The following is a 21,885-nucleotide window of genomic DNA, read 5'->3' as shown; positions in this document are numbered from 1 at the left end:
TCCTCGCCGACAATGGAGTCCCCGAGATGAAGAGACGCACGCTGCTGGGCGCTGCCCTCGCTGGAGCCGTCATGACCCCCGCCCTCGCCTCCGGCACCGCCCGCGCCGCCGACCCCGGCCCGTCCCTCACTCTGACCGGCACGACCACCCTCGACGCACAGGCCGTCTACTTCGTGTCGTACGACGGCCTGGTCAACAACAACTCCTTCCAGAAGAACGGCCTGCTGACCTACAAGGGCTACCAGTACGCCGTCTGGTACACCGCCGACCGCAACGCCGTCGTGGGCCGCCGCGTTCTCGGCTCCAGCACCTGGTCCACGGTCAAGGTCGGCCACACGCTCCGCTACGACGACTCCCACAACGTCATCTCGATGGGGATCTCCAAGGTCGACGGCCGCCTCCACCTCAACATGGACTCGCACAGCGACGGCTTCACCTATGTCAAGTCGGTCGCCGGTCTCATGGACAACCCGGCCGGCCTGAGCTGGACCGCGAGCCGCTTCGGCGCACCCCGGTCCACCCTGGACGGGCTCGTTCTCACCTCGCAGTTCACCTACCCGCAGTTCATCTCGACCCCCGAGGGCAAGCTGCAGCTCAGCTATCGGGTCGCCGTCTCCGGCAACGGCCGCAACGCCCTCGCCGAGTACGACGGTTCGACCTGGACCGACCTCGGCGAGTGGTCCAGCTCCACCGGCACGTACACCAGCGAGCACGGCTCCTCCACGGCCCGCAACATGTACCTGCACGGCATCGACTACGACAGGAACGGCCGGCTGCACTCCTTCTTCACCTGGCGTGAGCAGAACGGCGCCGTGATGTGCTCGTCCGGCGGCATCACCAACCACGACACCGGCTACGTCTACTCCGACGACCGCGGCCGCACCTGGCGCAACAACGCGGGCACCGTCGTCGGCACCACGGGCGGCTCCGACAAGGTCGCCGTCACCGACAGCGGGCTGGTGATCGACCCGCTCAACCCGGACCACTCCCTGATGAACCAGGAGAGCCAGTTCACCGACTCCGCCGGCCTGCCGCACGCGATCATCAGCTACGTGCCCGGCCGTTTCGGCCAGTGCACGACCAATTACGTCGCCGACCGCACCGCCAACGGCCGCGCCTTCCACGTCCGCAAGAACTCCTCGGGCACCTGGCAGAAGACCGAGATCCCGGTCCCGCTGAACTCCAGCCAGCGCACCAAGCTGATCCTGGACAAGTACGACAACGCGTACGCGGTCTTCCCGTTCTGCCGGATCGCCGGAGCCTCCAAGGCCTCCGGGTACACGGACTGGACCATGCTGTACGACGGCGTCGCCGCCGGGCTGAACGCCTTCGGTGAAGTCGTCATCGACGAGACGCGTATCGGACAGGACAACTTCCTGTCGATCATGTACCAGGAGAAGTCCAGCGGAACCACGCCCTCGGCGCTGCGTAACCTCAACTTCCGCCTGCCTGCCTGATCGCAGCCGTTGTGGGCGGCTTGACGGTAATGTGAAGGCCTTCCCGCCGCCCCACGTCGTACACGTCTTCCTGGAGGTCTCTGTCCGATGACCCAGTCGGTGGGTATCAAGGACGTCGCCCGCGCCGCCGGAGTCTCCGTCGGCACGGTCTCGAACGTCATCAACCGTCCGGACACGGTCGCGACCGAGACCCGGGCGCGCGTGCAGTCCGCGATAGACCGGCTGGGCTATGTCCGCAGCGAGTCCGCGCGCCAGCTGCGCGCGGGCCGCAGCCGGATCATGGGGCTGCTCGTCCTCGACATGGGCAATCCCTTCTTCGTCGACGTGGCGCGCGGCGCCGAGCGGGCCGCGCGTGAGGCCGGGCTCGGCGTGATGGTCTGCAACAGCGCGCAGAGCGCGAGCGAGGAGGCCGACTATCTGTCGCTCTTCGCCGAGCAGCGGGTGCGGGGCGTCCTGCTGACCCCCGCCGACGCCACCGGCCGCAACATCGAGACGTTCCGGCGGCACAACATCCCCTTCGTCCTCGTCGACCGGGTCGCCGAGGGCACCACCGAGTGCTCGGTCTCCGTCGACGACGTCGCGGGCGGCGCACTCGCCGTACGGCATCTCGTCGACGCCGGGCACCGCTCCATCGCGTATGTCAGCGGCCCGCCCGGCCTCAACCAGGTACGCGACCGCCGCACGGGCGCCCTGAAGGCGCTGGAGGAGGCCGGCCTCGGCCCCGAGCGCCTGCGGGAGCTGCCCACCGAACGGCTCGACGTCGCCGCGGGCCGGGACGCCGGCGCCCGACTGCTCGGTCTCGCCGAGCGCCCCACCGCCGTCTTCTGCGCCAACGACCTGCTCGCCCTCGGCGTACTGCAGGCCATGTACGCCGCGGGCGTCGGCGTCCCCGACGACCTGGCGATCGTCGGCTACGACGACATCGAGTTCGCGGCCGCCGCGGCCGTCCCCCTGACCTCCGTACGGCAGCCCGCGGTCACCATGGGCACCCTCGCCGCGGAGATGCTGCTGGAGGAGACGGAGGAGGAGACCGGGGCGAAGCAGCACGAGCACCGGCGTGTCGTACTCCAGCCCGAGCTGGTGGTGCGGCGGTCCAGCCTGTCGGCCCGCTGATCCGAGGTTCAGTAGGATTTCATGATCCAAGGGGTCGGATACCGGACGACCATGTGCTGAACTGGGACGCGGCCCGCAAGCCCTTCGTCCCGGGAGCCCTGTTGACCGTCAGCTACCGCCAGCCAGGCGTCGTCCTCACCGACCGCCACTTCACCGTGCCCCTCGATCACGACGCCCCGAAGGGCGAGACGATCGAGCTCTACGCCCGTGAGGTCGTCGCGAGCGACAAGGCGCACCAGGACCTGCCGTGGCTGCTCTACCTCCAGGGCGGCCCCGGCTTCGGCGCGAACCGCTTCGTCGGCAGGGGCGCCTGGCTCGGCCGCGCGCTGAAGGAGTTCCGCGTCCTGCTCCTGGACCAGCGCGGCACCGGCCACTCCACCCCCGCCAACCGCCAGACGCTCCCGCTGCGCGGCGGCCCCGCCGCACAGGCCGACTACCTCACCCACTTCCGTGCCGACTCGATCGTCCGCGACTGCGAGGCGATCCGCCGCGAGGTGACCGGCGGCGCCCCCTGGACCGTCCTCGGCCAGAGCTTCGGCGGCTTCTGCACGGTCACCTACCTCTCCACCGCCCCCGAGGGCCTGACCGCCGCCGTCATCACCGGCGGCCTGCCCTCCCTCGACGCGCACGCCGACGACGTCTACCGCGCGGCCTACCCGCGCATCGAGCGCAAGGTCGCCGCGCACTACGCCCGCTACCCGCAGGACGTCGAGCGCGCCCGCCGTATCGCCGACCACCTCCTCGCGCACGACGTGGTCCTGCCGAACGGCTACCGCCTCACCGCCGAGGCCTTCCAGTCCCTCGGCATCGTCCTCGGCGGCAGCGAGGGCAGCCACCGCCTGCACTACCTCCTGGAACACGCCTTCGTCCGCACCCCGCACGGCCTGGAACTCTCCGACGAGTTCCAGGAGCAGGCGCAGGGCCTGCTGTCCTACGCGAGCCACCCGCTGTACGCCCTCGTCCACGAGGCGATCTACGGCCAGGACACCCGCCCCACCGCCTGGTCCGCCGAGCGCGTCCGCGCCGAGTTCCCGCAGTTCGACGCGGCCAAGACCCTCGCGGGCGACGGACCGCTGCTGTTCACCGGCGAGACCATCCACCCCTGGATGTTCGACTGCGACCCGGCCCTGCGCCCCCTGCGCGAGACCGCCGGCCTCCTCGCCGCCCGCACCGACTGGAAGCCCCTCTACGACTCCGCGCGCCTGGCCGCCAACGAGGTGCCGGTCGCCGCGGCCGTCTACCACGACGACATGTACGTCGACACCGCCCACTCCCTCGCCACCGCCCGCGCCGTCCAGGGCCTGCGCACCTGGGTCACCGACGAGTTCGAGCACGACGGCGTACGGGCCGGCGGCCCCCGTGTCCTGGATCGGCTGCTCGCGCTCACCCGTGACGAAGCGTGATGTCGGCGTCACACGTTAGGGTGCGGGCATGACCGAGCCGACGATCACTCAGCTGAAGCCCATGCCCGAGGACTGGCAGCGTGCGCTCGCCGTCGTCGCGCACCCGGACGATCTCGAGTACGGCTGCTCGGCGGCGATCGCCGCCTGGACCGACGCCGGACGCGAGGTGACGTACGTCCTGGCCACGCGGGGCGAGGCCGGCATCGACACGCTGGAGCCCGCGCAGTGCGGTCCGCTGCGCGAGCGTGAGCAGCGGGCCAGTGCGGCCGTCGTCGGCGTCTCGGCGGTGGAGTTCCTCGACCACCAGGACGGCGTGATCGAGTACGGCACCGCCCTGCGCCGCGACATCGCCGCCGCCATCCGCCGGCACCGGCCCGAACTGGTGATCACGCTGAACCACCGGGACACCTGGGGCGGCGTCGCCTGGAACACCCCGGACCATGTGGCGGTCGGCCGTGCCACGCTCGACGCGGCCGGGGACGCGGGCAACCGCTGGATCTTCCCGGAACTCGCCGCGCAGGGCCTTGAGCCGTGGAACGGCGTCCGCTGGGTCGCCGTCGCCGGATCCAGCACGCCCACGCACGCGGTCGACGCGACGGCGGGGCTGGAGCGGGCGGTGCGGTCACTGCTCGAACACCGCACCTACATCGAGGTGCTGACGGACGAGGACCCTGAGACGTACGCCCACGGCTTCCTCACCTCGAACGCGCAGGCGACGGGGGAGCGGTTCGGCGGGAAGCCGGCCGTGGCCTTCGAACTGTTCAGCCGGTAGACCTGCTTCAGCGAAGGACGCAACGGGGGGAATGTGAACGACACGGATCTGCTGGCGGACCGCTTCGAGGAGCACCGCGGCCATCTCAAGGCCGTCGCCTACCGCATGCTCGGCTCACTGGCGGAGGCGGAGGACGCCGTCCAGGAGGCCTGGCTGAAGCTGAGCCGCAGCGACGCGGACGACATCGAGAACCTGGGCGGCTGGCTGACCACCGTGGTCGGCCGGGTCTGTCTGGACCTGCTGCGCTCGCGCACGCGACGCCACGAGGAGCCGCTGGACGACACGTTCGTCCCGGATCCCGTGATCCGCCCGCTGTCGACGATCGACCCGGAACAGGAAGTGCTCCAGGCCGACTCGGTGGGCCTGGCCCTGCTGGTGGTGCTGGAGACGCTGGAGCCCGCCGAGCGGATCGCGTTCGTGCTGCACGACATGTTCGCGGTGCCGTTCGACGACATCGCCCCGATCGTGGAACGCGGTTCGGCCGCGACGCGTCAGCTGGCCAGCCGCGCCCGGCGCCGGGTGAAGGGCGCCACGCCGACCACCGAACCCGACCGCGGCAGACAACGCCAGGTCCTCGACGCCTTCATGGCGGCCGCCCGCGCGGGCGACTTCGAGGCGCTCCTCGCCGTCCTCGACCCCGACGTGGTGCTGCGGGCCGACTCCGGGCCGCTGGTCGGCGGTGCGGCGGTGTCCAAGCTGGTGCGCGGCGCGAAGCCGGTGGCCGAACAGGCCATGCTGTTCCGGCAGTTCGCGCAGTACGCACGGTTCGCGCTGGTCAACGGGGAGGTCGGCGTCGTCGGCGTCCAGGACGGACAGCCGCTGTCGGTCATGGGCGTCACCATCGCCGACGGCCGGATCACCGAGATGTACATCCTGGCCGACCCCGAGCGGCTGGCCCGCCTCGATCTACCGGCGCTCGACGGCTGAGTCAGGCGGCCACGGCGAGCGTGCCGACGGTGCGGTGCGGGTCCACGACCCGCCCGTCCGGCAGCAGTTCACCGGTGTCGTCGAAGACGATGGTGCCGTTGCACAGCAGGCTCCAGCCCTGTTCGGGATGGGCCGACACGATGACGGCGGTGTGATGGTCCGGGCTGTCGGCGGTGGGGCACGCGGGCTGGTGGCTGCACATGATCTCTCTCCTCGGTCTTCGCGGTTTCCTCGTCGGGCGCTGCTCCTGTTTCCGTCGGCTCGTATCCAGTGGTAGCCGAGGTTGTTTTCCGTTGGATGAGAGGACCCCCACAGCGGCGGAAACTCGTCGGTGAGGTTTCGTTCCGGGGCGCACATTAGGCTTGGTGGCATGCAAGATCACCCCGGCGACCTCACCCACCTGCGCGGAGACTGCGCGAACTGCTTCGGACTGTGCTGTGTCGCGCTGCCCTTCGCCGCCTCGGCGGACTTCGCCGTCGACAAGGACGCCGGGACGCCCTGCCGCAACCTCCGGGACGACCACCGCTGCGGCATCCACGCCCGGCTCCGGCAACAGGGCTTCACCGGCTGCACGGTCTACGACTGCTTCGGCGCCGGGCAGAAGGTCTCGCAGGTCACCTTCGCCGGCCAGGACTGGCGCACCGGCTCCCGCGCACACGCCCGGCAGATGTTCGACGTCTTCCCGGTCGTCCGCCGGCTCCACGAACTGCTCTGGTACCTGACCGAGGCGCTCACCCTGCCCGCCGCCCGACCCCTCCACGCCGAGCTGCGCACGCTCCGGGAGACGACCGAGGAGCTCACCCGCCGGACGCCCGAGGAGCTCGGCGCGCTGGACGTGGCCGCTCACCGGCAGGAGGTCAACGCACTCCTGCTGAGGACCAGCGAACTGGCGCGGGCGGGCGTACGCGGCCGCAAGAAGGACCGGCGCGGCGCGGACCTGATGGGCGCCCGCCTCAAGGGTGCCGACCTGCGCGGCGCGAACCTGCGCGGCGCCTACCTCATCGCCGCCGACCTGACCGGCGCCGACCTGCGCGGGGCGGACCTCATCGGCGCCGACCTGCGCGACACCGACCTCACGGACGCCGATCTGACCGGCGCCTTCTTCCTGACCCAGCCCCAGGTGAACGCGGCCCGGGGCAGCGCGGGCACCCGGCTGCCCGCCTCAGTCAGCCGCCCGGTGCACTGGACAGCGGAGCTCTGACGGGACGTCCTCGTCGGCGCCGGACGCAACCGGCGCCGCAGACGCCGGGACGGCCGCCCGCCGCTCCAGCCGCAGCCGCAACCCCTCCGGCATCAGCGTCAGCCGCTCCGTCACCCGCAGCCGGTAGGCCGGGTCGCCCCTGAACTCGTACCGGCGCAGCAGCAGACCCAGCACCAGCGTGGCCTCGTGCAGCGCGAACTGCCGCCCGATGCACGCCCGCGCTCCCGTCCCGAACGGCTTGAAGGTGTGCGGCGGACGCGACCGTACGGCCCCCGGCTCGAAGCGGTCCGGATCGAACCGCTCGGCGTCCGCGCCCCAGACCTCGGGATCGCGGTGCAGCATCGCCGTGAGCACCAGCGCCCAGGCGCCCCGCCGCATCGGATGGAGCCCGCCGAGCACGGTGTCCTCGCGGGCCTCCCGGGCGAAGGCGGGCGCCGTCGGCCACAGCCGCAGGGACTCGTCGAGGATCCGGCGCACATACCTGAGCCGCGCCACCTGGTCGTAGGCGGGCACCGCCGTGTCGCCCCAGACGCGGTCCACCTCGGCGCGGGCGCGCGCCGCGACGTCCGGGTGCCGGGAGAGGTAGTGCAGGGCGAAGGAGAGTGCGCCCGAGGTGGTCTCATGACCGGCCACCAGGAAGGTGATCACCTGTCGGCGGACGTTCTGCGGGGAGAGCCGCTCGCCCGTCTCCGGATGGGCCGTCTCCAGCATCCGGTCCAGCAGATCCCCGTCGCCCGGCCCCTTCGCCGTGCGGGCACGGACCAGGTCGTCGACCGTGCGGTTGAGGTACGCGATGTCGGTCGCGTTGCGCCGCCCGGCACGCCGTAGCAGGAACGGCGCCGGCACGGTGTTGAGCCGCTGCGCGTAGGTGAGCGTGCCGACCATCGCCGTCACGAAGGGATGCGGACGGGCGCGCTCGAAGGAGCCGAAGTCATGGCCGAACCCGGTACGCGCGATGGTCTCCAGGGTCAGTTTGGTCATGTCGCCGGGCACGTCCACCGCACGGCCCGCCGCCACCGCGCGGTCCCAGTGGTCCATGAGCCGGCCGGTCACGGCCAGCATCATCGGGTGGTAGCCCGCCATGGCCTCCCGGCTGAACCCCGGGGCCAGCACGTCGTGCGCCAACTGCCAGTTCGGCTCGTGGTTGTACGCGGTGAACAGGCCGTCCCCGACGACCGGCCGCAGGTTGGCTATGCCGAGCCCGACATGCTTGGCGAAGCGCGCCTCGTCCGCCATGTCGCCCGCCAGTGCGGCACCCCACACGAACACGAACTCCCTGTTGAACGCCCTGCGCCGGAAGATCGGCCCCAGTTCCCGGGCGTAGCGCAGGGAGTCCTGCAGGGGCGTGCGCCGACTGGCGCCGAGCACATCGCCGAGCAGGGGGAGCCGGTGCGGGGGATGGGGTATGCGGTGCAGCTCCGGCCAGCCCTGTTCGGCGCTGCGGAACCCCTTCGGCAGTCCGTTCCCGGTCGTCGTCTCCGCCATCGCGCGATCTCCCTTGATCCAGCGGCAGATTGAGCTAGTTGTACGTGGGTTCAATAACGCGCTCAGTCTGATCCCGCTGTTGAATCCACGTCAAGTAAAGTGCGGACATGGCCGCGAACCAGGGCGAGCGCACACGCCGCCGGCTCAGTACCGAGGAGCGCCGTGAGCAGCTCCTCTCGGTCGGGGTGCGGCTGTTCTCGGAGAGTCCGTACGACGACGTGTGGATCGAGCAGGTCGCCGAGATCGCCGGTGTCTCGCGCGGGCTGCTCTATCACTACTTCCCGACCAAGCGGGACTTCTTCGCGGCCGTCGTCGAGCGGGAGAGCGAGCGCATGCTGCGGATGACGGCCGCCGTGCCCGGAGTGCCGGTGCGCGAGCAGCTCTCCGCGGGTCTCGACACGTATCTGGAGTACGTCCGGGCCCACGCCCACGGCTACCGCGCCTTCCATCGCGCCGACGCGGCCGGTGATCAGGCCGTGCGCAAGGTCTACCAGCGCGCCCTGGCCGCACAGGAGCGGCAGATCCTGGCGGCGATGGCGGCGGACCCCGAGTTCGGCCCGGTCTTCGAGGAGCGGCCCGATGTCCGGCTCGCCGTCCGGGGCTGGCTGGCGTTCACGACCGCCGTCTGCCTGGAGTGGCTGAGGGGCTCGGACCTCTCCCGTGAGCAGGTGCGCGACCTGTGTGCCCGCGCGCTGTTGGGCGTCATCGCACCCTGATGGCCTCCTGAGCGCCCGCCTGATCCTCTTGAGCCCGCAAAGAGATCGCGCAGCCTCGACAGGGCTGGTTGGCGTGCAGCCCGATCTTCGATAGGTTAGGTGAGGCTTACCTAAGGAGGTTCGGGATGGGTGACAGTCACACCTGGGCGGCCGCGCCGTCCGCGGCGGAACGGGCCCGGTCGGTGCTCGCCGCCGCGTGGTCCGTCGCGGTGACCGCGGAGGGCTGCCGCGAGGAGCTGGTCGGCGCGCACACCGTGACCGAGGACGGACGCATCCTGCTGGATGTGCCGGAGGACAGCGTGCTCGTCACGGCGGCGATCTGCGCGCCCCGCGGAGAGCCGTCCGCCGTCCTGGAGTTCGCCGACGTCGCCCCCGTACCCGTACGGGGACGGATCCGCGCCCGGCTCTGGCTGTCCGGCTGGTTCACCTCCGAAGAGGGCAAACTCGCCTTCCGGGCCACGCGCGCCGTGCTGCGGCAGCCGGCCGGAGCCGTGGTCGTCGACCTCGACGAGTTCGCCGCCGCCACGCCAGACCCGCTGGTCACCGCCGAGGCCCGGCTGCTCACCCACCTCGCCGACTGCCACCCGGACGCCGTCGAGCGGCTCACCCGCCTCATCGGCTCCGACAGCCTGCACGGCGCCGTCCGCGTCCAGCCCCTCGCCGTCGACCGGCACGGACTGACGCTGCGCATCGAGCGCGCCCGCGCTCAGGCCGACGTACGCCTGCCGTTCCACCGGCCCGCCGACGACGTCGGACAGCTCACCGAACGCATGCACGTCCTGCTCGCCCAGGCCAGTGCCGCGTCCTGCCCGCGCGCCCTACAGCGGCAGCGCGCAGACGGCGACGGGTGACGCGAACGGCTCGCCCGCGAGCCGCAGTTCACCGCTGTCCGCGTCGACGTGGAAGACGCTGACCGTGCTGGAGCGCTGGTTCGCCGCGAACAGCAGCGTGCCGTCCGGTGAGAGGGCGATCTGCCGCGGGAAGTCCCCGGACACCGGCACCGTGCCGAGCAGCCGCAGCCGGGCGCCGTCCGACTCCACCGCATAACGCGCGAGGCTGTTGTGGCCCCGGTTGGCGAGATAGGCGTAACGGCCGTGCGGCGTCACCACGATCTGCGCCGGATAGCTCGTGCCCGAGCCCGTGCCCGTGGACTGCTCCTCGCCGATGCCGAGCCGGCCCGTGCCGGGATCGTACGAGCAGACCGCGACGGTGTCGTCGACCTCGTTGGCCAGATACGCGTACCGGCCGCCCGGGTGGAAGGTGAGATGGCGCGGCCCCGCACCCGGCTCGGCCTGCGCCCGTGCCACCTCGGTGAGCGTGCCGGCCTTCTGGTCGAGGCGGTAGGTGTACACCGTGTCCGTCCCCAGGTCGACGGCGAGGACGTGGCCGCCGTCGGGGCTCGTGACGAACTGGTGGGCGTGCGGGCCCTCCTGTCCCGGCCCGGGGGAGGGGCTGGAGTGCGTGACCAGGTCGGTGCGCTCGCCGAGCGCGCCCGAGGCGTCGATCGGGTGCACGGCCACGCTGCCGGTGCCGTAGTTGGCGCTCAGCAGCCAACGTCCGCTCGGATGCACCGACAGATGGCACGGCGCGGCGCCGCCGGTGCTGCGGCTCCCCAGGATCTTTCGATCCGCGAGGCGCACGGCGGTCACGGCGCCGTCCTCGCGCTCGTCGACCGCGTACAGGGTCCGGCCGTTCGGGTGCAGGGCCAGGTACGACGGGTCGCCGACGCCCTTGATCGTCCCGCTGCCGGTGATGCGGCCCGTGGCCGGGTCGTACGCGGCGAGACCGATGCCCGTGCCGCCGCCCTCGACGGAGGTGTAGGTGCCGAGGTAGAGCGGGCGCGGGCCGGACGGCTCGCGGCTCTCGGTCTGGGCGCTCGGACGGGTCGCGGGGGCGGTCGCCTCGGGGGCCGCGGTGTCGGCCGTGTCCGCGGGAGCGGGCGCGTCGTCGCACGCCGTGGCCGCCGGGAGGCCTGCCCCGGCGGCCGTTCCGGCGAGGGTTCCGACGAATCGGCGCCTGCTCAGCCCACCACTGCCCATGTCCCACACCTCAGGTCGTCGGTCGTCGCGGTAGCGACAGCCACCTTGGCGTGGATCACCGCCGAGCGCAAGAACAGCAACAAGCGTTGCATGCAGTGCAACGACAGGGGGGTCTTGTGTGGGCGCTCCGGACCGCTACCAGTCCCCGTCCTCCACCGGCTTGCCCTGCGCGTCCTTCAGCGGCTTCACCTGGTCCGGCGAAGGCGCCTGCCAGGGCTCGTGGTCGTCGCCGAGCCAGTCGCCGACCGGCTTCACCGCCTCCAGCGTGTCCGTGGGGGCGAGATCCTCGGCGTCCTCGTCGTAGTAGTCGAACCACGGCAGCCCCGCGCGCGTGTACGCGGCCCGGTCCACCGGCGACGGCGGGGGAGCCTCGCCGGTGATGCGGCGCCACTCCGGAGGCGTCACGAGGTGGACGAAGACCCGGCCGCCGGGGTGGTCGGCCCAGTCCGACAGCGGGCGGTCGTCCTCGTAGACCTCCTGACGCATCGAACCGCCGACGCCCAGCCCCATCGCGGCGGCGGCCCGGCGCGGCCCGCCCGCCGGAGCGGCCGCGGGCGCCGGGACCGAACCGGGCGCGGGCGGCGCGGCCATCGGCAGGGCGGCTCCGTAGCCGCCGAACTGCGGCATCGCCCGCGCCTGCTCCGCCCGGCGCCGCTCCTCCTCACGCCACTTCGCCAGCTGGGGCTCCTTCAGCGCGAAGGACTGCAGTTGTACGCCGCCCCAGACCTCCTCGCCGGTGACCTGCCCCTCGACGGTCGCGCCCAGTCCCAGCGGCACCGCCACGAACTGGCGGACGGTGCCCTTGCCGGAGTTGATGCCGTCCAGCCAGGGCTGACGGGGCAGCACGACATAGTTCTGCGGCTTGCGGGTGAGCCGGTCGCTCCACGGCTTCCCCGAGACCGCGCACACCTTGCCCACCCCGACCTGCAGGGCGGCCGGTTCGGTCGTACCGCCGAAGCTCAGCCACATCGCCTCGCGCAGATACACCGGGAGCATCACACCGCCGCGCGCCCGCCACGCCTCGGGGACGGTGTCCGCGTAGTCCGCCACTCGGCGGACCGGGAACTCGCCGAGCCCCGGGGGCAGCGGATGCGTGCCCTTCTCGGGCAGCCGCAGCGTGCGGATGAACCGCACCGCCACACCGCCCGGCAGCCGCAGCGTGTTTCCGTCGATCCGCACGGTCTTGTCGTCGGCCATCGGCCCGCCCCCTCGCATCCGGCGCCGGCCCCGTCCCGGCGTTCCTTCACCAAGAACGCCCGCCGATCCCGGTGCGGTTCCGCCACAGCTTCTCCTGAACTCCCATGCGCTCGCGCAGGCGGTTCAGGCGCGGCATCTTGGCCCGCTGCTCACCCGACACGCGGTCCAGTTCCTCCAGCAGTCGCCGCGAGCGGTGTTCGGTGTCGAGCTCGTCCAGGATGCGGTTCACCTCGGTGAGGACCGCGCCGAGCAGCTGCCAGTGCTGCGTCTCGCGCTCGGCCTCCTCGCGCAGCAGCAGGGCGAGCTTGTCGCGGGTGCCCGCCGCCGTGCGCAACTCGGCGGACAGCCGGGACTCCGCCGCGTCGGCGTTGCTGCTGACGTGCGTGGTGACCAGCACCGCGAAGCTGACCACCGCGTCGGCGATCTCGGACAGCAGCTGCTCCACGACCACACCGGTCTCCTTGGCGAACAGCGGTTCGGGCTCACGCTCCTTCGCCAGGTCGGTGAGGGTGCGCGCGAGCACCCGCAGGACCACCGTGCAGATCTCCAGCGTGTCCAGCCCGGTACGCAGCACGACCCGGTGCAGCAGACTGTCGCGCACGCGCGGGTTGAGCCGCAGGCTGTCCTCGGCCTGCCGCAGTGCCGCGTCCACCTCGACGATGTCGTGGTCGAGCCGGCGCGCCTCGTGCAGCCGGGCCGCGGCCTGCTCGAACGGTTGCCGGCCGGCGGCCTCCTCGCCGATGCGCAGCATCAACTGCCGCAGTCGGCGAGCCAGTCCGTCCATCGACTCGCCGGCCTCCTCCACCCACACCGGCGGCGCGAGCAGCAGATTGAAGCCGAGCCCGACCATCGCGCCGATCAGCGTCTCCAGCACCCGTGACCACGCCGTGTCGCCGATGGTGGTGACGCCGAGGACCAGCATCGCGCTGATCGCCACCTCGGGCACGTACTCGTCGACCCGCACCAGATGCCCGACCGCCAACGAGGCCACGATCAGCAGCGCGAGGCTCCACCAGGTGAGGCCGACGATCAGGCTGAAGGCGATGGCGACGAGGACGCCGGCCACCACGGAGTTCACGCGGCGGATGCCGTTGGTGAGCGTGGCGTACAGGGTGACCTGCACGACCAGCAGCGCGGTCAGGGGCGCGGTCAGCGGCGCGGCCTCCGGACTCACGCGCAGCGCGATGACGTACGCGATCGTCGCCGCGGCCGCCGACCGCAGCGCCTGGACCACCACGGGGTCCCGGAGCAGCCTCCCGAGCCGCTCCTGGAACGCCGATTCCTCACGTACCTCTCGCATCCCTGGGCTGTTCCCTTTCACAGATGCTTCCCACACACAGTTGTTGCGGACGGTAACCGTCCGCAAGGCCCCCAGAGTGATCGCAAAGGCCGGAGTACGGCAAGGGGCCGGAGTGGTGATGGTCGACACCCGCGCGAGGCGGGGCGGGCGGCCGATCGGGCGCGCGCGGTTCCGGAAAACCCCCGCCGTCACCTTCTGGTTGTGTCCACCCGGAGAGGGGGGGACCGCCGTATGGCCCCCACCGGCTTGGAGCGGCAAGCCTTGGATCATGAAACGGCATCGGACCGGATTATCACTGACCCTGCTCATCATCCTCGCCGCCCTGACGACCGGCATCCCGGCCACGGCGGCACCGGCATCCCCCACGGTCGCCGAGGCGCTCGACCACGCCGCCCATCCTCTGCGCACCGCCGAGCCGGGCGGCGACACCCGCGATCTGCGCCCCCTGGACCGGATGATCGCGGATGCACGGGTCGTCGGCCTGGGGGAGGCCACCCACAGCTCGCACGAGTTCTTCGCCCTCAAGGACCGCGTGTTCCGCCATCTCGTCGAGAACAAGGGCTTCCGCACCTTCGCCCTCGAGGCACCCTGGAGCACCGGCCTGCGCCTCAACGACTACGTGCTGCACGGCAAGGGCGATCCCCGGCGCATCATGCGCGAGGAGTTCCAGCGGGACTACCTGTGGTGGAACAACACCGACTATCTGCGGCTCGTGGAATGGATGCGCGCCTACAACCGGCAGCATCCGCACGACCCGGTGCAGTTCATGGGCGACGACTTCGCCTGGGCCGGCCCCGAGCTGTACGACAAGGTCACGGACTACGTGGCTCGGACGCACCCCCGTCTCCTGGCCCGCTTCACCGAGCTGTACCGGGGGCTGCGGCCCACCGTGGCGACGGGCGTGTACATGGACCAGTACATGGAGAAGCCCTACGCGGAACGCAAGCTGATGGCGGCCCGGACCGGCGAAGTGTTGACGCTGTTGCGGCAACAGCATCCGGGCGCCGACCGGGAGGCGTACGAGTGGGCGGTCCAGCACGCCACGGCGATCGACCAGACCGCCCGTGGCTATGCCTTCGACTTCGAGGACGAGCAGGAGATCAGGGCCGCCATGCGCTACCGCGACTCGATCATGGCCGACAACGTGGCCTGGTGGGCGGAGCGCACCGGCACCAAGGTCCTGCTGTCGGCGCACAACGCACACGTCGCCTATGTCCCGGACGACCCCGCCCACTACCCGAAGATGCAGGGTGCCTTCCTGCGCGACCGGCTCGGTGACGCGTACGTCAGCGTCGGCCTCACCTTCTACCGCGGTTCGTTCAACGCCACCGCACCCGACGGGAACGTGCGGGAGTTCACCCTGGGGCCGGCGGCCGACGGCTACAACGAGGAGACGCTCGACCGAGCACGCCCCCGTGACTACGCCGTCGACCTGCGGACCGTGCCGTCACCGGCCCGCCCCTGGCTGAGGGAGGCGAGGCCGACCCGCAGCATCGGCACGCAGTACCCGGAGCCGGAGCACGGCATCGCCCTCGCCCGGAGCCACGACGTCCTGATCCATCTGCACCGGGTGGAGGCGGCCCGGCTGCGGGACCGCTGACCGGTCAGGCGTACAGCTGGTCCAGGAACGCCGTCAGATTCCCCCGCGTCCGCGCGATCTGCTCCTCCAGCGTCAGGCTCTCCTCGATCCGCGGGCCCGCCTCCGGGGTCTTCTTGCCGCGGAGGTAGAGGGAGCAGGCGAGGTCGGTGCACATGTACAGGCCGACCGAGTTGCCGTCACGGCCCGCAGGGCCCGCCTTGCGGGCCGTCATCAGGGAGACACCGCCGCGCGGATGGGACGTCAGGCACAGCGAGCACATGCTGTAGCGCAGGAGGCTGCGCTGCGAGGACGGGAAGCGCAGGGTGACGCCGACCGGCCGCCCTTCCCGTTCGGTGACGAGATAGCTGCGGTCGGGCGCCCCCGGATCCCGCCAGCCGAGGAAGTCCAAGTCGTCCCAAGGGCGTTCGGCGAGATCGCGGGGCAGGGACAGGCGCTTGGCCTCGCCTTTCGAGCAGTTGATGAAAGAGTTGCGGATGTCCTGCTCGGTGAGTGACCTCATGGGTGAGTCTCCTGCGGAGTGGATCGGCGAAAACCTAGGGCCTCTAGGTTTTCGCCTAGGGTAGGAAGCCTGGAGAGGGGAAGCCAGTGAATTTCGGCGATGGCGGGTCACCTCGGGCCGGGGCGGCACTGCGGCATGTCGCGGCTTCCTCCACAGGGCCGGCGCTCGATCCCGACGTACGCATCACCCTCAACTTCCACCCCGACCGATTCATCCGGGGCGTTCCGATCCTGCGCGCGCTGGCCGAGGACGGCACGTACCATTCGCAGTTCGTCACGGGCACCAGCAACGGCGGCCTCACCGCCCACCCCGGCGGCGACCGCTGGCGCTGGGAGAGCCGGATCTTCGGCGGGGTGTACGACGACGCGGCCCCGCATGAGCGTCCCGTGTACGGCGCGCTGAACTTCCGGCGCCAAGTGGTCGGTGCGGCCCCCCGGTTCGGCTCCTCGCACCTCCGGCTGACCGGCGCCGCACTCGCCCGCGCCACCTTCTGCTATCCCGACAGCGCCGCGGAGCCGACCGACTTCGGAGTCGCGGCCGGCATGCACCTCGTCGCGCTCGCCGAATCCGACGAGCAGGACGCCCTCAACGACTACATCGAGGCCCAGGTCCACGGCGGGGTCGACCTCGCCAGCGACGTGGAGGCCGTCGTCCTCGACGCCTGTTACCGCGGCACACCGGTCGAGACCGCGGCCCGCCTGCTGCCCTGCCCCGTCGAGTGGCACCCCGGCTACCGGCTCACCGTCCCCCAACTGCACCGCCACGCGGACTACCGCGGCCAGGAGTACGCCGACCTGGGCACCCGGATCGCCGAGCACGGCCGCATCGACCCGCGTGTCATCGGGGACGCCGCGTGTGCGGGCCGGTATGAACTCCAGGACCTGAAGATGGTGTGGCACACCCTGGCCCGCTTCGGTGCCCCTGTGGGGGCGGGCACGGCCTATTGCGGTTCGTCCGAGGCGGCGGGTGTCGGTGGCCATACGCCGGGGGCGGGCACGCCCAGCGGATAGGGCTGCGGCGCCGCGTGGACTATCGCGGCCAGGAGTACGCCGACCTGGGCGCCCGGATCGCCGAGCGCGGTCGCATCGATCCGCGTGTCATCGGGGTCGCGGCGTGCGCGGGCCGGTATGGACTTCAGGGCCTGAAGCGGTGTGGCACACGCTCGCCCGCTTCGGTGCCCCCGAGGGGGCGGGCGCGGCCTATTCCGGCTCGTCCGACGTGGCCGGAGTCGGTGGCCATACGCCGGGGGCGAGCACGCCCAGCGCATAGGCGCGCGCGACCAGTTCCGTACGGTTCGCCGCGCCCCACCGCGCCGACAGGCGCCGCAGGTGGTAGTTCACGCCGTCCACCGTGAGCCCGGTCTCCCGCGCGGCCCGCGCGGTGGTGGCGCCGCCGGCGAGCAGCGCCAGGATGCGGGCTTCGGCCGGGGTCACCCGCACGGGCCTGGGCGAGTGCGCCTCGCGCTCACCCAGGACCCGGAGCATCACCAGCAGCGCCGGCGTCTGCTCCACGGTGTCACTCACCGGGTCCGCAGTCAGTTCCCCGTACCGCTCCGCACCGCCGGGCGCCTCCCAGCGCACCGACACCTGGTACCGCGAGCGGTGTCTGAGCCGCAGCGCCTCCACGATCCGCTCCACCTGCGTCGCCTCCTGCGGCCGGAACAGCTCCAGCACATCCCGGCCCCGCAGCCCACCCGGGGTCGTACCGCACTCGGCCCCCATCGCCGGATTGGCCAGCTGGACCGCGCCGTACACATCGCAGACCGCGATCGGCACCGGTACCCGGTCGAAGACCATCAGGGCGCGGTTGCGCCACACCACGGCCTCCGGACGAGACAGGTCCACGGGCACCTCCGCTCACTCGACGCAAGAGCGCCGCATACCCCTGCACTACACAATCATGTAGTGCGGCGGCTCGGGCGACCGGGGACCGTCGACCACGCTGGAGCGCAGTACTCCCGTACCGCGAAAGGCAGTTGTCGCGCCATGCCCCCCACCGCGCCGCACCCGCAGACCACCGACACCCTCCCCGGCGTCCCCGTCGTGGACATCACCGCCGCCGGCCCGGGCCGCACCCCGATCCAGCAGATCATGGAGCTGATGCGGGCGCACGGGCCGGTGCTCGTGCGGCGGCTGCACGGACGGGACGCGCTGTTCACCGCCGATCCGGACCTGGTGGCCGACCTCGCCGACGAGAAGCGGTTCGCCAAGCATGTCGGGCCCGCCCTGGAGAACGTCCGGGAGTTCGCCGCCGACGGCCTGTTCACGGCGTACAACGACGAGCCGAACTGGGCCAAGGCGCACGACATCCTCATGCCGGCCTTCGCGCTCGGGTCGATGCGCACCTACCACCCCGTGATGCTGAAGGTGGCCCGTCGGCTCATCGCCTCCTGGGACCGCGACGCCCGCGCCGGGCAGCCGGTGAACGTCCCCGACGACATGACCCGCATGACCCTCGACACCATCGGACTCGCCGGATTCGGCTACGACTTCGGCTCCTTCGAGCGCGCCGAGCCGCATCCCTTCGTCGAGTCGATGGTCCGCTGCCTGGAGTGGAGCATGAACCGCCTGGCCCGCGTCCCGGGCCGGGACTACTCCGCGGCCGACGCGGCATTCCGGGACGACGCCGCCTATCTCGCCCAGGTCGTCGACGACGTCATCGCCGCCCGCGCCGGCACCGACCAGCGCGATGCCGAGGACCTGCTCGGCCTGATGCTCACCGCCGAGCACCCGCGGTACGGCGGCACCCTCGACGCCGCCAACATCCGCAACCAGGTCATCACCTTCCTGATCGCCGGGCACGAGACGACCTCCGGCGCGATGTCCTTCGCGCTGTACTACCTCGCGAAGCACCCGACCGCGCTCCGGCTGGTCCAGCGGGAGGTGGACGCACTGTGGGGCGACCAGGCCGACCCCGAGCCGGCGTACGACGAGATCGGCAGGCTGACGTACACGCGCCAGGTCCTCAACGAGGCGCTGAGGCTGTGGCCCACGGCCGCCGCCTTCAGCCGCCACGCCCTTCGGGACACGCTGCTGGGCGGCCGCATCCCGCTGCGCGCGGGGCAGTCCGTCACCGTGCTCGCGCCGATGCTGCACCGGCAGCCGGTGTGGGGCGACAACCCCGAGCTGTTCGACCCGTCCCGCTTCACGCCCGAGGCCGAGGCGGCACGCCCGGTGCACGCCTTCAAGCCGTTCGGCACCGGTGAACGCGCCTGTATCGGGCGGCAGTTCGCGCTGCACGAGGCGACCATGCTGCTGGCGATGCTGGTCCACCGCTACCGGCTGCACGACCACGCCGACTACCGCCTGACGGTCAAGGAGACCCTCACCCTCAAGCCCGACGGCTTCACCCTGACCCTGACGCCGCGCACCCCCGCCGACCGCCTGCACACTCCGCTGCCCGGCGCCGCCCCCGCGACCCCGGAGGCCGTGGCCGACACAGCCACCCTTCCCGCCCGCGTCCGCCCCGGCACCGCCGCCCTGTTCCTGCACGGCAGCAACTACGGCACCTGCCGCGACTTCGCCGCCCAGCTCGCCGACGAGGCCGCCGCCCTCGGCTGCACGACACAGGTCGCGCCTCTCGACGACTACGCCGGCAGCCTGCCCGCCGACCGCCCGGTCGTGATCACCGCCGCCTCCTACAACGGCCGCCCCACCGACGACGCCACCGCCTTCGCCACCTGGCTCGACGAGGCGTCCGACGCCACGGACGTCACCTACGCCGTCCTCGGCGTCGGCGACCGCAACTGGGCCGCCACCTACCAGCACGTCCCGACCCGCTTCGACGACCGCCTCGCCGCGCTCGGCGCCACCCGCCTCGTCGACCGCGCCGCCGCCGACGCCTCCGGCGATCTGACCGGCGCGGTACGGGACTTCACGGCCAGGCTCCGCACCGCGCTGCTGGAGCGGTACGGCGACCCGGAGGCAACCGCCCCCGGCGACGCCCCGGCGGCTGCGTACGAGGTGCGCACCCTGACCGGCGGTCCGCTGGACGCCCTCGCCGAACGGCACGGCCTCGTCCCCATGAAGGTCACCGAGGCCCACGACCTCACCGCCCCCGGCCACGCCCGCCGCAAGCGTTTCGTCCGCGTCGCCCTGCCCGACGGCGTCACCTACCGCACCGCCGACCACCTCACGGTCCTGCCCGTCAACGCCCCGGACCTCGTCGACCGCGCCGCCGCCGCGCTCGGCGTAGACCTCGACACCGTCCTGGACATCCGCGCCACCCGCCCACGCCGCGACGGCCTCGCGGTGGACCGCCCCTTGACGGTGCGTCAACTCCTCAGGTACCACGTCGAGTTGCAGGAGCGCCCGAGTGCCACCCAGCTCTCCGCCCTCGCCGCCGCCAACCCGTGCCCGCCCGAGCGCACGGCGCTGGCGAACCTGACCGACGACCCGCGCACCCTGGTCGAGGTGATCGAGGACTTCCCGGCCCTGCGCGGCGCTCTGGACTGGCCGACGCTCCTCGACCTCCTCACCCCGCTGCGCCCCCGCCACTACTCCATCTCCTCGTCGCCCGCAGCCGACCCGGGCCACGCGGACCTCATGGTGTCCCTGCTCCAGGCCCCCGCACGCTCGGGCAGGGGCACCCACCGGGGCACGGGATCCGGGTACCTCACCACGGTCCAGCCCGGCGACACGGTGTACGCCCGCGTCCAGCCGTGCCGGGAGGCCTTCCGGATCGACGGCTCCGCACCGGTCGTCATGGTCGCGGCGGGCACCGGTCTCGCCCCCTTCCGCGGGGCGATAGCCGACCGTACGGCGGCCCTCGCGTCCGGCGCCGAACTCGCCCCCGCGCTCTGCTACTTCGGCTGCGACGCCCCCGACGCCGACTTCCTGCACGCCGGGGAACTGCACGCCGCCGACGCCGCCGGCGCGGTCTCGCTCCGCCCGGCCTTCAGCGCCGCCCCGCAGAACGGCGTGGCCTTCGTCCAGCACCGCATCGCCGCCGAATCCGACGAGGTCTGGGAGCTGCTCGAAGCGGGCGCCCGGGTGTACGTCTGCGGCGACGGCTCGAAAATGGCACCCGGCGTGCGGGAAGCGTTCCGTACCCTGTTCCGGGACCGCACGCCGGACGCCGGTGAGGCGGCGGCCGAGCAGTGGCTGGACGGACTGGTGCGCGACGGGCGTTACGTGGAGGACGTGTACGCCGCGGGCTGACACGCGAGAACGGGGCGGGGCGTTGACGGACTCCTGGAACTGGGCTCGGCGCGTACTGAAGGGTGCGCGCCTCGACCCCGGCCTGCTCGCCGGGGTCCGGCCCCTGAGCGGCGGCACGTACAACACCGTCGAGGAACTCCTCCTCATCGACGGCAGTCGCTACATCCTCAAGGTCCCGCCCGCGTCCACCGTCCCCGGCCTGCGCTACGAGCGCGGCCTGCTGACCTCCGAGGCGGAGTTCTACCGCGGGGCCGCCGGGGCCGGTGTCCAGGCCCCGCGCGTCGTGGCCCTCGACGAGAAGGGCGTCGTACCGCATCTGCTGATGACGGCCTGCCCCGGTGAGCCCTGGAACGGCTCGCTCCCCGAAACCGACAGGGCCCCGCTGCGCCGGGAGCTGGGCCGTCAGGTGGCCCGTCTGCACACGGTGACCGGGCCCGGCTTCGGCTACCCCTCGGGCGCCCTCGGCCCGCTCGCGACCGACTGGCGGACCGCGTTCACCGCCATGATCGAGGCCGTCCTGGACGACGCCCGGGACTACGACGCCCGGCTGCCCCGCTCGGCCGACCAGGTGGCCCGCATGCTCCGGCCCGCCTACCCCGCGCTCGACGAGGTCACGGTCCCCGCACTGGTCCACTTCGACCTGTGGGACGGGAACATCCTGCTGGACCGCACGGCCGAGCAGGAGCCCCGCATCGGTGGGCTCATCGACGGCGAGCGGATGTTCTGGGGCGATCCCCTCGCCGACTTCGTCTCCCTCGCGCTGCTCGGGGACATCAGGAAGGACGAGGCGTTCCTAGCGGGCTACCGGGAGGCGGGGGGCCGGACAGAGTTCGACGTCCCGGCCCGCCTGCGGCTGGCCCTCTACCGTGCCTACCTCTACCTGATCATGCTCACCGAGACGGTCCCACGAGCGGCCGACGTCGACACGGAACGCTGGGTCCAGGCGAGGGTCGCGCCGGAACTCGTCGCAGCGCTGGCCGAGGTAGAGGAACTCACGTCGTAGTCCACAATGGGGGC

General features: G+C 72.0%; 19 protein-coding genes. 12 read left to right on the top strand and 7 right to left on the bottom strand.

The features are described 5' to 3' along the window. The first annotated feature begins 26 nt into the window (after positions 1-26). From ACIBU0_RS00785 to sigJ, 5 genes are all read left to right on the top strand, one after another. On the top strand, positions 27-1,457 hold the full coding sequence (locus tag ACIBU0_RS00785; RefSeq protein WP_398809578.1) for a BNR repeat-containing protein: 1,431 nt from the start codon (positions 27-29) through the stop codon (positions 1,455-1,457). A gap of 87 nt (positions 1,458-1,544) precedes the next feature. After that, positions 1,545-2,570 (top strand): LacI family DNA-binding transcriptional regulator, encoded by a 1,026-nt coding sequence (locus ACIBU0_RS00780; protein WP_398809575.1) that lies wholly within the window; start codon positions 1,545-1,547, stop codon positions 2,568-2,570. 101 nt (positions 2,571-2,671) lie between these two features. Continuing rightward, entirely contained in the window at positions 2,672-3,973 is a 1,302-nt protein-coding gene (locus tag ACIBU0_RS00775) for an alpha/beta fold hydrolase (protein WP_398811700.1), read from the top strand. Positions 3,974-4,001: 28 nt separating this feature from the next. After that, positions 4,002-4,745 carry a PIG-L deacetylase family protein gene (locus ACIBU0_RS00770; RefSeq protein WP_398809572.1) on the top strand — a complete coding sequence of 248 codons (744 nt, stop codon included), beginning with the start codon at positions 4,002-4,004 and terminating at the stop codon, positions 4,743-4,745. Between the two features lie 33 nt (positions 4,746-4,778). Further along, a complete protein-coding gene (gene sigJ, locus ACIBU0_RS00765) occupies positions 4,779-5,672 on the top strand; it encodes an RNA polymerase sigma factor SigJ (protein WP_398809569.1) in 894 nt (297 codons plus the stop codon). Between the two features lies 1 nt (position 5,673). Here the strand turns inward: sigJ and ACIBU0_RS00760 are convergent, their stop codons facing one another. Then, positions 5,674-5,874 carry a DUF5999 family protein gene (locus tag ACIBU0_RS00760; protein ID WP_398809567.1) on the bottom strand — a complete coding sequence of 67 codons (201 nt, stop codon included), beginning with the start codon at positions 5,872-5,874 and terminating at the stop codon, positions 5,674-5,676. Positions 5,875-6,042: 168 nt separating this feature from the next. On the opposite strand from ACIBU0_RS00760, the gene ACIBU0_RS00755 reads away from it, so the two are divergent. After that, the gene (locus ACIBU0_RS00755; protein ID WP_398809565.1) at positions 6,043-6,873 is read left to right on the top strand and encodes a pentapeptide repeat-containing protein; all 831 of its coding nucleotides are present in this window, start codon (positions 6,043-6,045) and stop codon (positions 6,871-6,873) included. Here ACIBU0_RS00755 and ACIBU0_RS00750 read toward each other — a convergent pair. Then, complete coding sequence (locus ACIBU0_RS00750) at positions 6,835-8,358, bottom strand: cytochrome P450 (protein ID WP_398809562.1); 1,524 nt, start codon at positions 8,356-8,358, stop codon at positions 6,835-6,837. The two genes, ACIBU0_RS00755 and ACIBU0_RS00750, sit on opposite strands and share 39 nt — an antisense overlap. Positions 8,359-8,465: 107 nt before the next feature. Here ACIBU0_RS00750 and ACIBU0_RS00745 point away from each other — a divergent pair, with 107 nt between their 5' ends. Together ACIBU0_RS00745 and ACIBU0_RS00740 are read left to right on the top strand one after the other, a co-directional pair. After that, the gene (locus tag ACIBU0_RS00745; protein WP_398809560.1) at positions 8,466-9,074 is read left to right on the top strand and encodes a TetR/AcrR family transcriptional regulator; all 609 of its coding nucleotides are present in this window, start codon (positions 8,466-8,468) and stop codon (positions 9,072-9,074) included. A gap of 125 nt (positions 9,075-9,199) precedes the next feature. Continuing rightward, positions 9,200-9,925: a DUF2470 domain-containing protein gene (locus ACIBU0_RS00740; protein WP_398809557.1), complete on the top strand. Its 726-nt coding sequence runs from the start codon at positions 9,200-9,202 to the stop codon at positions 9,923-9,925. Here the strand turns inward: ACIBU0_RS00740 and ACIBU0_RS00735 are convergent. The 3 genes from ACIBU0_RS00735 to ACIBU0_RS00725 all read right to left on the bottom strand — a co-directional run bounded on the left by ACIBU0_RS00735 (position 9,893) and on the right by ACIBU0_RS00725 (position 13,610). After that, positions 9,893-11,113, bottom strand: a complete 1,221-nt coding sequence (locus ACIBU0_RS00735) for a lactonase family protein (RefSeq protein ID WP_398809556.1) — start codon at positions 11,111-11,113, stop codon at positions 9,893-9,895. The two genes, ACIBU0_RS00740 and ACIBU0_RS00735, sit on opposite strands and share 33 nt — an antisense overlap. 135 nt (positions 11,114-11,248) lie before the next feature. Next, positions 11,249-12,310, bottom strand: coding sequence for a hypothetical protein (locus ACIBU0_RS00730; protein WP_398809553.1), 1,062 nt, complete (start codon positions 12,308-12,310; stop codon positions 11,249-11,251). A 46-nt stretch (positions 12,311-12,356) separates the two neighbouring features. Beyond that, entirely contained in the window at positions 12,357-13,610 is a 1,254-nt protein-coding gene (locus ACIBU0_RS00725; RefSeq protein ID WP_398809550.1) for an FUSC family protein, read from the bottom strand. 268 nt (positions 13,611-13,878) lie between these two features. On the opposite strand from ACIBU0_RS00725, the gene ACIBU0_RS00720 reads away from it, so the two are divergent. Next, the gene (locus ACIBU0_RS00720; RefSeq protein WP_398809547.1) at positions 13,879-15,210 is read left to right on the top strand and encodes an erythromycin esterase family protein; all 1,332 of its coding nucleotides are present in this window, start codon (positions 13,879-13,881) and stop codon (positions 15,208-15,210) included. A gap of 4 nt (positions 15,211-15,214) precedes the next feature. Here the strand turns inward: ACIBU0_RS00720 and ACIBU0_RS00715 are convergent, their stop codons facing one another. Continuing rightward, positions 15,215-15,709 carry an FBP domain-containing protein gene (locus ACIBU0_RS00715; protein WP_398809544.1) on the bottom strand — a complete coding sequence of 165 codons (495 nt, stop codon included), beginning with the start codon at positions 15,707-15,709 and terminating at the stop codon, positions 15,215-15,217. A gap of 86 nt (positions 15,710-15,795) precedes the next feature. On the opposite strand from ACIBU0_RS00715, the gene ACIBU0_RS00710 reads away from it, so the two are divergent. Continuing rightward, positions 15,796-16,719 carry a DUF3626 domain-containing protein gene (locus ACIBU0_RS00710; RefSeq protein WP_398809542.1) on the top strand — a complete coding sequence of 308 codons (924 nt, stop codon included), beginning with the start codon at positions 15,796-15,798 and terminating at the stop codon, positions 16,717-16,719. Positions 16,720-16,908: 189 nt separating this feature from the next. On the opposite strand, the gene ACIBU0_RS00705 is transcribed toward ACIBU0_RS00710, so the two are convergent. Continuing rightward, positions 16,909-17,505 (bottom strand): PAS domain-containing protein, encoded by a 597-nt coding sequence (locus tag ACIBU0_RS00705; RefSeq protein ID WP_398811697.1) that lies wholly within the window; start codon positions 17,503-17,505, stop codon positions 16,909-16,911. Between the two features lie 189 nt (positions 17,506-17,694). Between ACIBU0_RS00705 and ACIBU0_RS00700 the strand changes: the two genes are divergently transcribed. Both ACIBU0_RS00700 and ACIBU0_RS00695 read left to right on the top strand, forming a co-directional pair. Then, the gene (locus tag ACIBU0_RS00700) at positions 17,695-20,868 is read left to right on the top strand and encodes a cytochrome P450 (protein ID WP_398809539.1); all 3,174 of its coding nucleotides are present in this window, start codon (positions 17,695-17,697) and stop codon (positions 20,866-20,868) included. A gap of 22 nt (positions 20,869-20,890) precedes the next feature. Beyond that, entirely contained in the window at positions 20,891-21,871 is a 981-nt protein-coding gene (locus ACIBU0_RS00695; protein ID WP_398809536.1) for a phosphotransferase family protein, read from the top strand. The last annotated feature ends 14 nt before the right edge of the window (positions 21,872-21,885 follow it).

The sequence above is a fragment of the Streptomyces sp. NPDC049627 genome (genome assembly GCF_044465645.1).
Taxonomy (GTDB): domain Bacteria; phylum Actinomycetota; class Actinomycetes; order Streptomycetales; family Streptomycetaceae; genus Streptomyces.
The sequence above is the reverse complement of the archived record's forward strand: the minus strand, read 5'-3'. Positions and strand labels throughout refer to the sequence as shown.

Bases quoted from the DNA above. Each gene is read 5' to 3' on its own strand.
- ACIBU0_RS00785 (WP_398809578.1), top strand. From the start codon at position 27: ATGAAGAGACGCACGCTGCTGGGCGCTGCCCTCGCTGGAGCCGTCATG.
- ACIBU0_RS00780 (WP_398809575.1), top strand. From the start codon at position 1,545: ATGACCCAGTCGGTGGGTATCAAGGACGTCGCCCGCGCCGCCGGAGTC.
- ACIBU0_RS00770 (WP_398809572.1), top strand. From the start codon at position 4,002: ATGACCGAGCCGACGATCACTCAGCTGAAGCCCATGCCCGAGGACTGG.
- ACIBU0_RS00760 (WP_398809567.1), bottom strand. From the start codon at position 5,874: ATGTGCAGCCACCAGCCCGCGTGCCCCACCGCCGACAGCCCGGACCAT.
- ACIBU0_RS00755 (WP_398809565.1), top strand. From the start codon at position 6,043: ATGCAAGATCACCCCGGCGACCTCACCCACCTGCGCGGAGACTGCGCG.
- ACIBU0_RS00750 (WP_398809562.1), bottom strand. From the start codon at position 8,358: ATGGCGGAGACGACGACCGGGAACGGACTGCCGAAGGGGTTCCGCAGC.
- ACIBU0_RS00745 (WP_398809560.1), top strand. From the start codon at position 8,466: ATGGCCGCGAACCAGGGCGAGCGCACACGCCGCCGGCTCAGTACCGAG.
- ACIBU0_RS00740 (WP_398809557.1), top strand. From the start codon at position 9,200: ATGGGTGACAGTCACACCTGGGCGGCCGCGCCGTCCGCGGCGGAACGG.
- ACIBU0_RS00735 (WP_398809556.1), bottom strand. From the start codon at position 11,113: ATGGGCAGTGGTGGGCTGAGCAGGCGCCGATTCGTCGGAACCCTCGCC.
- ACIBU0_RS00730 (WP_398809553.1), bottom strand. From the start codon at position 12,310: ATGGCCGACGACAAGACCGTGCGGATCGACGGAAACACGCTGCGGCTG.
- ACIBU0_RS00725 (WP_398809550.1), bottom strand. From the start codon at position 13,610: ATGCGAGAGGTACGTGAGGAATCGGCGTTCCAGGAGCGGCTCGGGAGG.
- ACIBU0_RS00720 (WP_398809547.1), top strand. From the start codon at position 13,879: ATGAAACGGCATCGGACCGGATTATCACTGACCCTGCTCATCATCCTC.
- ACIBU0_RS00715 (WP_398809544.1), bottom strand. From the start codon at position 15,709: ATGAGGTCACTCACCGAGCAGGACATCCGCAACTCTTTCATCAACTGC.
- ACIBU0_RS00705 (WP_398811697.1), bottom strand. From the start codon at position 17,505: ATGGTCTTCGACCGGGTACCGGTGCCGATCGCGGTCTGCGATGTGTAC.
- ACIBU0_RS00700 (WP_398809539.1), top strand. From the start codon at position 17,695: ATGCCCCCCACCGCGCCGCACCCGCAGACCACCGACACCCTCCCCGGC.